Annotated in this window: 11 protein-coding genes and 1 pseudogene; 6 read left to right on the forward strand and 6 right to left on the reverse strand. The window is 38.1% G+C overall.

The features are described from left to right. Positions 1 to 2 precede the first annotated feature (2 nt). The gene (gene zapA / locus CCC20_RS04345; RefSeq protein ID WP_003066449.1) at positions 3 to 311 is read right to left on the reverse strand and encodes a cell division protein ZapA; all 309 of its coding nucleotides are present in this window, start codon (positions 309 to 311) and stop codon (positions 3 to 5) included. A gap of 121 nt (positions 312 to 432) precedes the next feature. Here zapA and rnhC point away from each other — a divergent pair, with 121 nt between their 5' ends. The 4 genes and pseudogenes from rnhC (at position 433) to CCC20_RS04365 (ending at position 5,291) form a co-directional block, all read left to right on the forward strand. Then, the gene (gene rnhC, locus CCC20_RS04350) at positions 433 to 1,335 is read left to right on the forward strand and encodes a ribonuclease HIII (protein ID WP_013852248.1); all 903 of its coding nucleotides are present in this window, start codon (positions 433 to 435) and stop codon (positions 1,333 to 1,335) included. Between the two features lie 16 nt (positions 1,336 to 1,351). Beyond that, complete coding sequence (gene lepB, locus CCC20_RS04355) at positions 1,352 to 1,945, forward strand: signal peptidase I (protein ID WP_003066451.1); 594 nt, start codon at positions 1,352 to 1,354, stop codon at positions 1,943 to 1,945. A gap of 127 nt (positions 1,946 to 2,072) precedes the next feature. Next, positions 2,073 to 4,265, forward strand: a pseudogene (gene recD2 / locus CCC20_RS04360) (SF1B family DNA helicase RecD2); the annotation flags it as partial. Positions 4,266 to 4,787: 522 nt separating this feature from the next. Then, entirely contained in the window at positions 4,788 to 5,291 is a 504-nt protein-coding gene (locus tag CCC20_RS04365) for a hypothetical protein (protein WP_287179314.1), read from the forward strand. Positions 5,292 to 5,345: 54 nt separating this feature from the next. Here CCC20_RS04365 and dinB read toward each other — a convergent pair whose 3' ends face one another. Next, positions 5,346 to 6,443, reverse strand: coding sequence for a DNA polymerase IV (gene dinB, locus CCC20_RS04370; protein WP_287179316.1), 1,098 nt, complete (start codon positions 6,441 to 6,443; stop codon positions 5,346 to 5,348). A gap of 225 nt (positions 6,444 to 6,668) precedes the next feature. Between dinB and pflB the strand changes: the two genes are divergently transcribed. Continuing rightward, complete coding sequence (gene pflB, locus CCC20_RS04375; RefSeq protein ID WP_048791117.1) at positions 6,669 to 8,993, forward strand: formate C-acetyltransferase; 2,325 nt, start codon at positions 6,669 to 6,671, stop codon at positions 8,991 to 8,993. A 59-nt stretch (positions 8,994 to 9,052) separates the two neighbouring features. Further along, on the forward strand, positions 9,053 to 9,490 hold the full coding sequence (locus CCC20_RS04380; protein WP_058692494.1) for a GNAT family N-acetyltransferase: 438 nt from the start codon (positions 9,053 to 9,055) through the stop codon (positions 9,488 to 9,490). A gap of 401 nt (positions 9,491 to 9,891) precedes the next feature. Here the strand turns inward: CCC20_RS04380 and CCC20_RS04385 are convergent, their stop codons facing one another. The 4 genes from CCC20_RS04385 to gla all read right to left on the reverse strand — a co-directional run bounded on the left by CCC20_RS04385 (position 9,892) and on the right by gla (position 13,431). Then, positions 9,892 to 10,506, reverse strand: a complete 615-nt coding sequence (locus tag CCC20_RS04385) for a DUF1269 domain-containing protein (protein WP_058692495.1) — start codon at positions 10,504 to 10,506, stop codon at positions 9,892 to 9,894. A gap of 96 nt (positions 10,507 to 10,602) precedes the next feature. Then, entirely contained in the window at positions 10,603 to 11,523 is a 921-nt protein-coding gene (locus CCC20_RS04390; protein WP_270619840.1) for a serine hydrolase domain-containing protein, read from the reverse strand. After that, positions 11,520 to 12,266 carry a CppA family protein gene (locus CCC20_RS04395; RefSeq protein ID WP_013852251.1) on the reverse strand — a complete coding sequence of 249 codons (747 nt, stop codon included), beginning with the start codon at positions 12,264 to 12,266 and terminating at the stop codon, positions 11,520 to 11,522. Before CCC20_RS04395 ends, CCC20_RS04390 begins: the two co-directional genes overlap by 4 nt. Before the next feature lie 319 nt (positions 12,267 to 12,585). Next, positions 12,586 to 13,431 carry an aquaglyceroporin Gla gene (gene gla / locus CCC20_RS04400; RefSeq protein ID WP_013852252.1) on the reverse strand — a complete coding sequence of 282 codons (846 nt, stop codon included), beginning with the start codon at positions 13,429 to 13,431 and terminating at the stop codon, positions 12,586 to 12,588. Positions 13,432 to 13,510 lie beyond the last annotated feature (79 nt).

Genomic DNA, 13,510 nt, shown 5'->3' on the forward strand with positions numbered 1-13,510 from the left:
AATTAATCCTCATCGGAATCAGACTTGCTGGCTTTCTCCTTAATATCTACAATCGCTTCAGCGCGAAGAGCCGTCAATTCTTTTTCCATCTTTTCAACTTCAATCTCACGACTAAGCTGAGTAGAAAGCGAATTGATAGCCATCAAAATAGCAATCGTTTCATTATCAGCTTGTGGTAATTTTTCCTTGATAGTATTATATTTTTCTTTGGCTACACGCTCAACCTCTTCCATGAAGAGATTATCCTTATCCGTTGTCAATGTGAGTGGTTTATCACCAAAGACGAATCTATAACGATTTTTACTTTTCATATAGTCACCTCTTTGACATTATACCTTAAAATAAGCATTTCGTAAAATGTAAGCACGGAAAAATCTCACTTTCTGCCAACTGTTTTGCCCTCTTAGAGCGTTTTTATGATAAAATAAAATCATGAATACCATTGTTATGAAAATGGGTAAAGATGATTTGCAAAATCTGATAAAGGCACTAACTAGCCAGCAAGTCAACAATAACAATCCCTATGTCACTTTTGCGGCAAAAGTAAAAGGGGTTACGGTTCTTGTTTACACATCTGGCAAAGTCGTCTTTCAGGGTGCAAATGCGGAAACTATCGCTGAACAATTTGGCTATCAATCAGCTAGCCAGTCAACAAGTGACACCGTTAGTGGTCAGAATATACCCCTTATCGGCTCAGATGAGGTTGGTAATGGGTCTTATTTTGGTGGACTGGCTGTTGTTGCTAGTTTTGTGACCCCTGATGACCATGCCTTGCTTAAAAAGCTTGGAGTAGATGATTCCAAGAACTTAACAGACAGCAAAATCCGTCAAATCGCCCCAATCTTAGAAAACAATATCAAGCATAAAGCTCTGCTATTGTCCCCACAAAAATACAACCAAGTCGTCGGTAAAGGAAAAATGCACAACGCTGTCTCTGTCAAAGTAGCTCTTCACAATCAAGCTATTTATCTGCTTCTCCAAGACGGTGTCAAGCCCGAAAAAATTGTTATCGATGCTTTTACCAGTCGGCAAAATTATCAAAAATACCTTAAAAATGAAGCCAACCAATTTGCTAATCCGCTGACACTCGAAGAAAAAGCTGAAGGAAAATATTTGGCAGTTGCCGTCAGCTCAATCATCGCTCGCAACCTTTTCTTAGAAAATCTCGATAAACTTAGCCAAGAAGTTCAGTACAAACTCCCAAGCGGTGCTGGTAGCCAGTCAGATAAAGTTGCGAGTCAAATTTTAACAGCCTATGGCATGTCTGGCTTAGAACATACTGCCAAGCTTCATTTTGCAAATACCCAAAAAGCGCAAGCATTATTAAAAAAATAAAAGTAGAGGAAGATTTATGAAACACTTTATTAAAGAATGGGGACCACTAATCCTTTTCTTTCTTATTCTTATACTTAGTCGTGCCTTTATTTGGCAACCTGTAAAAGTTGACGGTCATTCAATGGATCCAACGTTAGCTGACGGTGAGCGTCTTATTGTCCTATCAACCACATCTATTGACCGTTTTGATATCGTTGTTGCTAAAGAAACCGAAAACGGTAAGACAAAAGAAATTGTTAAACGCGTGATTGGGATGCCAGGCGATACCATTACTTATAAAAATGATGTCCTCTACGTTAATGGCAAGAAAGTTGACGAGGACTACTTAGATGAATACAAAAAAGCCTTTGAGGACGACCAACTGCAAGATACTTATTCGTACAATACCTTATTCCAAGAGTTAGCTGAAGACTCAGATGCTTTCACAACTGATAGGGATGGCAATACCGAGTTTACAGTCAAAGTTCCAAAAGGACAATATTACCTTCTTGGAGACGACCGTATCGTTTCAAAAGATAGTCGTGAAGTGGGAACTTTCTCTAAATCAGATATCGTCGGTGAAGTCAAATTCCGCTTATGGCCACTCTCAAAAATCGGCGTTATTAATTAATAAAATAAGTCTGGACTCTTTGGTCCAGACTTTTCTTAACTCTCACTACCTAAATAGATTAAAAGTTTGTTTATCTGATTAGCAATGATATAATAAAATCATTATAGTAATCAAGTAAGGACACGTTATGGAATACTTCTTTTCTGGCACAATTGACCGTATTATTTTTGAAAATGCCAGTAATTTCTTTAAAATTGTATTACTCGAAATTGAGGATACTGATTCAGACTTTGATGATTTTGAAGTCATTGTTACTGGAACAATTGCTGATATTATCGAGGGAGAAAATTATACGTTTTGGGGTGAATTAACGCAACACCCAAAATATGGCGAACAGCTCAGAGTCACACGTTACGAGCGCAGCAAACCAACTTCTTCTGGTCTAATTAAATATTTTTCAAGCGACCATTTCAAAGGAATTGGTAAAAAAACTGCTGAAAAAATTGTGCAGCTTTACGGTGACAATACCATTGATAAAATCCTAGAAGACTCTAGTAAATTAGACAGTATTTCTGGGCTTTCTAAGGAAAATAAAGACAACTTTTTAACCAAACTCAAGCTTAATTATGGTACAGAGCTCATTTTAGCCAAGTTGGCAGAGTATGGCTTGACTAATCGTGTTGCCTTTGACATTTTTAATCAATACAAGGAAGACAGTCTTGATATTATCCAAGAAAATCCTTATCAATTAGTCGAAGACATTCAAGGGATTGGTTTTAAAATCGCTGACCAACTCGCTGAACAATTAGGAATCGAAGCGGACGCTCCTCAACGTTTTCGTGCCGCTCTCGTACACAGTCTTTTTGAAACTTCTATTGAGCGAGGAGATACTTACGTCGAAGCGCGTGATTTGCTTGAAAATGCCATTACTACCCTTGAAGAAGCTAGACAAGTTGAGTTAGACCCCGCAGCCGTTGCCAAAGAATTATCAACACTTATTGCTGAAGATAAGGTGCAAAATGTCGGTACCAAAATTTTTGACAATACTCTTTTCTATGCTGAATCAGGTATCAAAAAACACTTGACACGTATTCTTGATACACCACTCGACCAAAAGTTTTCAGATGATGACTTGCAAGAAGAAATCGCTGACGTTGAGGAAGCTTTCGGCATTTCTTACGACGATGTACAAAAAAATGCTATCAAAGAAGCGCTCAAGAGCAAGGTGTTTATTTTGACTGGTGGTCCTGGGACGGGAAAAACGACTGTTATCAACGGTTTGATTGCTGCCTACGCAGACCTTCATCAAATTGACCTTGAGAAAAAAGAGATTCCTATCATCTTAGCAGCGCCAACAGGACGTGCTGCCCGCCGTATGAATGAATTAACAGGCTTGCCAAGTGCGACTATTCACCGCCATTTGGGGTTAAATGGTGATAACGACTACCAAGCTATTGATGATTATCTCGACTGTGACTTGATTATCATTGATGAATTTTCGATGGTTGATACTTGGCTTGCCAATCAACTCTTTAGTTCCATTTCGTCCAATACTCAAGTCATCATCGTTGGAGATAGTGACCAATTGCCGTCTGTCGGTCCTGGGCAAGTATTAGCTGATTTATTAAAAATTGAAGCTCTTCCTCAACTAGCATTGACTAAAATCTTTAGACAATCAGAAGATTCAACCATTGTTACACTTGCTAATCAGATGAGACTTGGAAAATTACCAGCTGACTTCACACAAAAGAAAGCTGACCGTTCTTATTTTGAAGCAAGTGCACAATATATCCCAGAAATGATTCCTAAAATTGTCAGCGCAGCTGTTAAGAGTGGAATCGACCCACAAGAAATACAAATTCTTGCCCCAATGTACCGTGGCGCAGCTGGGATTAATCGACTTAATACCATTATTCAGGATTTACTTAACCCGCTTAAAGATCAACTCTCGTTTGCCTTGGGTGAGATGAATTTCCGTAAGGGTGACAAAGTTCTCCACCTCATCAACGATGCTGAACTCAATGTTTTCAATGGTGATATCGGCTATATTACAGACCTTATTCCTGCTAAATATACCGAATCCAAACAAGACGAGCTTTACATGTCTTTTGACGGCACTGAAGTTACCTACCCTCGTAATGAATGGCATAAAATCACCCTTGCTTACGCCATGTCAATCCACAAATCACAAGGGAGCGAATTTCAGGTTGTCATTTTGCCGATCACTCGCCAAAGTCACCGACTCTTACAACGTAACCTCATTTACACAGCTATCACCCGCTCTAAGAGTAAATTAGTGATGTTAGGGGAAATTGCCGCCTTTGATTACGCCATAAAAAACGAAGGCGCTAAGCGCAACACCTATCTTGTTCAACGCTTTACAAGCTCCGCTCAAGAAGAAGAAAGTATTGATTTACAAACTGAAATTTCTCAACAAACATCACCTAAAACAGATAATGAAGCTGAGAAAATCACCTCTCCAACTTCTCCCAAAACAAATATTTCTAAAGAAGAAAACATTCAACTGACACTAGATATTGCCGAAAATGAGCAAACACAAACAGAGCAAGAACCAAAAATCTATCGCTTGACAGAAGAAAACTTGGCATTTATCAACCCAATGATTGGCATTACCCAAGCCGACATTGAACAATTTTTTAAGAAATAACAGCCACCCCATGATGCTCACAATCATGGGGTTATTTATAACTCAGAGTGTAATACAAGTGTTTCAAAGCTTCTACACTTAAAATATTTTGATGTTTAAAACAGTCCAATCACTTGAAACGACAAGCTTTATCAAAACACTAAGTATTGATAAAAAGCTATTTACAGAGAGAAATTTTGTGTTATAATATTTGTACTATCACATTAGTATAATCATTGTTTTAGGAGGTTTGATATGATTTCTTATGAAAAAATTCGTCAATCATTGTGTTCTTGGACGCTCTTTATTGCATGGGTAAATGTTCTTGCAGTCCTTGCAAAAATCTTTACTATTATCAGCTACTTCACGTTACTTAATAATCTTGACACCATTAAAAGTACTTATGATGCCGATACTTACCAAACAATCGTGGCAGCTACAAATGTCTGGAACGTTATTATCATGATTGTTGCTTTGATTGCAAATATTGCCATTGCCTTCTTAGCGTTCAAAAATTTACCTAAAATCAAAGAAGATGCTCCAAGCTTGACACCTTACCGCCTTGGTTTGGTTTACACAGTTGTCTATAATGTAACGGGCATTATTCTTGCAGTTGTTTTAGGTAGCACATTATCAGTTACAACCTTCCTTCTCCCAGTTATTTTCCTAGTTCTTTATGGCTATGTCTATGCAAAAGCAGGGCAATTATTAGATAAAGACGAAGAGGAAAATGACGAGGCTGTCACTGAAGCTGAATAAGTATTATAGTCTATAAAAATCAATACCGTCTCAGCAACTTACTAAGGCGGTATTTTAATTGTCAAATAAATTCAAGGGTTGGATATTATCCTCTAAACCTGTGACGGTCACCCCCAACAAGCGAACACCCAATTTTGACTCGTCTAAGCTATCGTAAATCGTTTTAGCAACTTGGTCAATCACTTCAAAATCATTGGTGACATCATCAAGGGTTATTCGTTTGGTTAAGGTTGAAAAATCCGAATAACGCACTTTTAAGACAATTGTCCGACCAACTTTATGATTACGTTGAAGCGTGTCAACCACGCGCTGGGCATTCTTTGAAATTTCCGATTTGATATCATCTTCTTCATATAATAATTTACCATAAGTTCGCTCACTTCCAATTGATTTGCGAATGCGGTTAGACTTGACTGGCGAATTTGAAATGCCACGCGCCTTACGGTACAAATCATAGCCAAAGCGACCAAAAAGATCGATCAAGGTCATTTCAGGAATTTCCAACAAATCTGCTCCCGTAAAAACACCCAGTTGATGCAATTTTTCAACAGACCGTTTTCCGACACCGTAAAATTTTTCAATAGGAAGTTTTTCTAGAAAATCTTGGGCATCTTCTGGTAAAATTAAAGTTAATCCTTTCGGTTTTTCAAAATCCGAAGCGAGTTTAGCTAAAAATTTGTTATAAGAGACACCTGCCGAGCAGGTTAAATGGACTTCTTGCCAAATATCATATTGAATCATTTTGGCAATTTTAAGAGCTGATTTGATGCCGAGTTTATTTTCAGTGACATCTAAATAAGCTTCATCAATGGACATGGGCTCAACCAAATCCGTATAACGCTTGAAAATCTCACGAATCTGCATACCGACTTTTCGATATTTTTGATAATTACCTGATATAAAAACGGCTTGCGGACAACGCTCATAAGCTTCTTTTGAGGACATGGCTGAATGAACACCAAATTTTCTGGCTTTATAATTGCAAGTTGAAACAACACCACGTCCACCTGTCTTTCGTGGGTCAGAACCGATAATGACAGGCTTACCTTTCAAGTCTGGATTATCCCGCTCTTCTACCGACGCAAAAAAGGCATCCATATCAATATGAATAATTTTTCGAGAAGTGTCATTAATTAAAGGAAAAATCAACATAAACCTGTCCTTTCTGATTGTTTCTGAATCTATTATAACAATTTTCATGGTTTTCAACCAAACTTACAAATTTCTAGTACAGTTAAGTGTTTTTTATGGAACTGTACTAGAAAAGATTATTGTTTTTTGCGAGTTTTCTGCTTTGGAAAACGCTTCCTTTGTGATAAACTATACTTGTAAATGTAACAGATGGTCTGTTACTAGAATTTAAGGAGAAATCTCATTATGGCGACTGTTAAAACTAATACAGATGTTTTTGAAAAAGCCTGGGAAGGCTTTAAAGGTACTGACTGGAAAGAAAAAGCCAGCGTTTCTCGTTTCGTACAAGCTAACTACACACCTTATGATGGTGATGAAAGCTTCTTAGCTCCTGCTACAGAACGTTCACTTAAAGTGAAAAAAATCATTGAAGAAACTAAAGCTCACTACGAAGAAACACGTTTCCCAATGGATACTCGTCCAACATCAATCGCAGATATTCCTGCCGGCTATATTTCAAAAGACGACGAACTAATCTACGGTATTCAAAATGATGAGTTATTCAAACTGAATTTCATGCCAAAAGGCGGAATTCGTATGGCAGAAACAGCTCTCAAGGAACATGGCTATGAACCTGACCCAGCTGTTCACGAAATTTTTACAAAACACGTAACTACAGTAAATGACGGTATCTTCCGTGCTTATACATCAAATATCCGTCGTGCACGTCACGCACACACTGTAACTGGACTTCCAGATGCTTACTCTCGTGGGCGTATCATCGGTGTTTATGCTCGTCTTGCTCTTTACGGTGCTGACTACTTGATGAAAGAAAAAGCCAACGACTGGAATGCAATTACTGAAATTGATGAAGAATCAATTCGTCTTCGTGAAGAAGTTAACTTGCAATACCAAGCACTTGGTGAAGTTGTCAAACTTGGTGACCTTTACGGTGTTGATGTCCGCAAACCAGCGATGAACGTTAAAGAAGCTATCCAATGGGTAAATATCGCATTTATGGCTGTTTGTCGTGTTATCAACGGTGCTGCAACTTCTCTTGGACGTGTGCCAATTGTTCTTGATATCTTTGCAGAACGTGACCTTGCTCGTGGTACATTTACAGAATCAGAAATCCAAGAATTCGTTGATGATTTTGTCTTGAAACTTCGTACTGTAAAATTCGCACGTACAAAAGCTTACGACGAACTTTACTCAGGTGACCCAACATTCATCACAACTTCTATGGCTGGTATGGGTGCTGACGGACGTCACCGTGTTACTAAAATGGACTACCGTTTCTTGAACACACTTGATAATATTGGTAATGCTCCAGAACCAAACTTGACAGTTCTCTGGACTGACAAATTGCCAGATTCATTCCGTCGCTACTGTATGAAAATGTCACACAAACACTCTTCAATCCAATACGAAGGTGTGACAACAATGGCGAAAGACGGTTATGGTGAAATGTCATGTATCTCATGTTGTGTATCACCACTTGACCCAGAAAATGAAGAACAACGTCACAACATCCAATACTTTGGTGCTCGTGTAAACGTTCTTAAAGCTCTTCTTACTGGTTTGAACGGTGGTTACGACGATGTTCACAAAGACTACAAAGTCTTTGATATTGACCCTGTCCGTGACGAAGTTCTTGACTTTGAAACTGTCAAAGCTAACTTTGAAAAATCACTTGATTGGTTGACTTCAACTTACGTAGATGCCCTTAACATCATTCACTACATGACTGATAAGTACAACTACGAAGCTGTCCAAATGGCATTTTTACCAACAAAACAACGTGCTAACATGGGATTCGGTATCTGTGGTTTTGCAAATACTGTTGATACCTTGTCAGCAATCAAATACGCTACTGTTAAACCAATCCGTGATGAAAATGGTTACATCTACGATTACGAAACAACTGGTGATTACCCACGTTGGGGTGAAGATGACCCTCGTTCAAACGAATTGGCAGAATGGTTGGTAGAAGCATACACTACTCGTCTTCGTAGCCACAAACTCTACAAGGATGCAGAAGCTACTGTATCACTTCTTACAATCACTTCAAACGTTGCTTATTCAAAACAAACTGGTAACTCTCCAGTCCACAAAGGTGTTTACCTTAACGAAGATGGCACTGTGAACCTGTCTAAACTTGAATTCTTCTCTCCAGGTGCTAATCCATCTAACAAAGCTCGTGGTGGTTGGTTGCAAAACCTTAACTCACTTGCAAGCCTTGATTTCTCATACGCTGCAGATGGTATCTCACTTACAACTCAAGTTTCTCCACGTGCCCTTGGTAAGACATTCGATGAACAAGTTGATAACTTGGTAACTATCCTTGATGGTTACTTCGAAAACGGTGGACAACACGTTAACTTGAACGTTATGGACCTTAAAGATGTCTATGACAAGATTATGAGTGGTGAAGATGTTATCGTTCGTATCTCTGGTTACTGTGTCAACACTAAATATCTTACAAAAGAACAAAAAACTGAATTGACACAACGTGTCTTCCACGAAGTCCTTTCAATGGACGATGCTGCTGAAGCCATTGCTGGAAAATAAGAGTAGAAGAAAAGACTTTGTTAGTTGACAAGGTCTTTTTTTGTTTTTAAAATATAGCTATGAAAATCAAACAGACACGAAATACATTATCAGATACTTATTTAGATGCTGTCAGAATCCGACAAGTAGTCTTTGTTAAGGGGCAAGGCGTGCCAATGTCACTTGAAATCGATGAGAACGAGGCTTATTGCCTTCATTTTGTCCTTTATGATGAGCAAGGTCAAGCAGCCGCTACCTGCCGTATTTTGCCAAATAAAGACCATAGTGAAGCGACACTACAACGTATGGCGATACTCCCAAGCTATCAAGGACAAAATCTTGGAAAACTTCTCTTAGAGGATGTGATTCAATTCTGTCAAAAACAAGGCTTTAAACGCATGGTATTACACGCGCAATTAACAGCAAAAGGTTTCTACGACAAGCTTGGCTTTACTTGCTCCGGCGAAGAATTTGAAGAAGCTGGTATCATGCACATCAGTATGGAAAAATCATTATAAAACTCTTTAACGGCTTACTGGCTTAGATTCATTACCTTGGGCTGATTTGCAATTTGACATAACACAAAAGCGAGGCAGAAACAAAAGTGTTCAGCCTCGCTATTTATATAGCTGTAATAAGCAAAATGCAGTGGTTTGGAATTCAAGAATCTGGAAATCAATTGTTGAAGGTCGCTGTCAAGAAATCTAAAAACAGAAATTGTCAACTTAGAGTTTCCATGCGCAATTGATTAGGCACTTTTTAACGCTTGCTTTACAAGCTAGACTTTTAAACCTCAAACAATATTTTCAACTATTTAAGCAATCACCGCTGAATAGGTTCTAATACGCTGATAGACCAGCTTTTACAACCCTTTTTGGCATCAAACTTTCCTTGAATTTATTTCCCAAACCTTTTAAAGTTATTCTTTTCCCCTTAGTCGTCGGAAAGTTGCTTTTATAGCATCTGCGATATCATTTCCTTGTTCTTTGAGATGATTTAGACGACGTTCGTTCAAATCTTCTTGGACTTTATCGTACAATTCATCTTGGACTTGTCCTGCAAGTTCAACTTCACGTGCGAGAGCAAGGGCATCCCAACGCATAATATTCGTTTTATAAGGAGCAAAGACATGGTTTAAAATACTTTCATCTTCTTCATGAACCAAAGCAATAACAGCAACCTCACCATCAAGCAATTTTGTCGTCACTTCTTCAATCAAGCTATTGTCACTTGCATCAGTCATGCTTCCACTTGCTGCACCAGCAAGACTGCCTATACCGTAACCAATAATAACACCGATAGGACCGCTCAAAATTCCCAACAGACCGCCGATAATACCGCCAACAGTCGCATAATCACGGCTAGCATCGTCAAAGTCGATAGAATCTTTGATAGTGATTTTACCATCTTCATTTTTCACCAATGCGATCTGTGCAATTTGCGTATCATTATCCTGCTTAAATGATTTTAGTTCTGAAAAAGCTTGGTAAGCTTCACTTTCAATATCAAAAACAACAGTCAGCACATTTGCCATAATCTTGTTCCTCCTTTTCCTTTATCACCCTCATTATAACACTTTCGGACTTAAAAGGTTGATAAAAACAAAGCGTTTTCAAAGAAATTTCTGTTTTTAATAATTCTGCTGAATCCATTGTGAAATTCTCTGACGTTCCTCAATCCACAGAGGTCTATCATCATAAGCATATGTACGATTAGTCAGAAAAATAGCAGCCTTTTGCTCCTTACGATTGATTGTCACATAAGTGCCTGTGTAACCAGTATGGTCAAGCCAATCGCCCTCTTTATTCCATGCAAGCGAACGTTCTTTATTCGCTTGACTGAAATTTTGCCAAATATCACTCGTAAAATCATCTGTTAGATAATGCTGACAAAACTTTTCTAAATCCTGCAGGTTTGAAAATAACCCTGCTGAACCAGAATGAATGCCAAGAACTTTGGCTTTTGGATCATGAACAACTCCATCACCGATGCCAGCAACCGTAGGCACCGCCTTTTTTACTGGACCAAAACCAGTATTTGTCATGCCAAAAGGCTGAAAGACTTCATCTTTAAAAATCACATCAAGTGACTTGCCATAAATCTCTTCCAGCATAAAGCCAAGCAAAAGAAAATTGATGTCTGTGTAAAGAAAAACTTTCCTTCCCTCCACAGCAATGTGATTAATGGCTTCTTTCAACTCAGCTGCATTCAGATTATCACGATTAGGGATAAAAGGATTTATCCCACTACTATGTGTTAAAAGTTGTCGTAAGGTTACAGATGACTCGTGAAAATCAGGATAATACCGCACCAAAGGCGCATCCAACTCTAATCTTCCTTGATATAAAAGAGAAGTGATAACTGTTCCAACGCCAACTACCTTGGAAACGGATGCCAAATCGTAAATCAAACCAGATTTTATAGGAGTGACACCGTCAATCGTACCAATATAATGTTCTGACCATTGACCATCTTTAAAAAGAGCTAAACTAGCTCCATGATAAATATTACGATTGATTTGATTATTAATAATTTCTAGCAAATCTATCATTTGATAAACCAAATTTCAATATTACTAGGGTCAGAAAGTACTAAGACACTCGCTTTTTTATCCAAATAAACAGTTTGCCCTTTATCTTCTAAAAAGCTAGCCAAGGCTTTCAAATCATAATTGTCAGGAACTTGACATTCTAAAATTTCCACATCCCAAGTTTCAAGTGGGTCAACAGCTAAATCTGCACCTTGTGCTTGCACAAATTGGATATCAAGCGGAAATTGTCCTTCAAAAACATCATCGTAAAAGGCACGCGCAGCTGCTTCATCAGCCACGTTAAGTGTCATACTTTCGAAGCTAAAATCAGAAACTTCTTTTAACTCATCATTTTTAGGGAAATTGACACTATCGATTTCAGTTAATTGTTGAATATCATCTTCAGAATGTAAAAGAAAAAGGTCACCTTCTGGTGATAACGTTTCAAAGGCATATCCATTTTTACCTTTAAAGAGACGCTCAACAGCAACACTATTTCCTAAGATAGCTGTCACTTCATCGGCATTCGGAATTTTAACAACAATCTTATTAAGTTTTTTTGTTCCCTCAACAGCATGTGTATAGGGCGATGGTGATTCCTCAATAACAAAACTAGCTTTTTTTTGTTTGGTTGAAAACTCAGCAATCGCATTTTCTTCGTTAACTAGTTTAAAACCTAATTTTTTATAAAACTCAATGTTGTGATCACGATTATTGATTCGCAAAACGGGATGCCTAAACGTAACTTCGTCAAATAAAGTCATAACTGTCTCCTCACAATGTTTCATTTATTAAATTTTCAATACAGTTCCTACAAAATAAGGACTAGGTCTTTTCTATTTTAGAAAAAATTATTTAGTTTGACAAGAAATTATGCGTTTTTTAGAAATTTTTGTATAAAAAGTACCCAACTGCTTTATTTATACAGTGATAATTAACAAGATACAGTGATTTGAAGTTCAATAGATTCAGGGGAAAATTGTTGAGGATTACCTCAAAAACATAAGAATAGTGATGAGATATTTTATTAGTGTCAATCAAAAATAAAAAAGGAAACCCGAAGGTTTCCTATATGTCTCATTATTATAGGTACAAGAGTTTGAATAAGGCTACTGCTGCAATACCTGCAAGAATTGGAGCGATAACTGGTACCCATGAATACCACCATTTAGAATCGCCTTTGTGTTCACCAAGAACTGATTTAGGAAGCAAAGCATGAACGATACGTGGACCAAGATCACGTGCAGGGTTAAGACCAGGACCAGTAGGACCACCAAGTGATGCAACAAGTGTCATTACAAGGAAACCAAGTCCTAAGTGAGCAACAGCAAGTGAACCTGTTGTGTAAGGTGCAACTTGGCTTGCTGCTGTAGTAGCATCATAACCGTAGTTAGTCAATTTTGCAACTAATTCTGCACCGAAGTAGTTTTTAGTAAGTGCCATAGCACCGAAGAAAAGTACGAATGAACCTAAGAACTCATTCAAGAAACCGTTAATCCAAGCGGCTTTGTGACTTTCTTTTGTGCCGTCGTCAACAGCTGAAATAGTTGAGAATGAACCAAGGATAGCATTTGGATTTTCAGTTTTAAGGTAGTATGGCTTGTGTGTCATAACGACAAGCAATTGACCAAACATTGCACCAAGTAATTGAGCAGTGATGTACTGTGGAACGTGTGACCAGTCAAACAAACCTGAAACTGCAAGTGCAAGTGTGAAGGCTGGATTAATGTGGTTACCTGAAACGTTACCAAACATGAGTGCAGGAATCATAACACCAAAACCATACCCAAGTGCGATGATAACCCACCCAGAGTTATTCCCTTTTGTCCCCTTAAGTTCCACATTAGCAACTGCACCATTACCAAGAATGATGAGTAAAGCTGTCCCGATAAATTCTGTGATATATTTCACAGTCCATGTAACATCCATGTTTTTTTGTTTCCTCCGAGAAAATATAGTTTAGACATTTAACATTCTATCAAGTATAATAAATAATGTAAAGGTTATC

Source organism: Streptococcus sp. LMAG:39, assembly GCF_008680485.1.
Taxonomy (GTDB): Bacteria; Bacillota; Bacilli; order Lactobacillales; family Streptococcaceae; genus Streptococcus; species Streptococcus pasteurianus.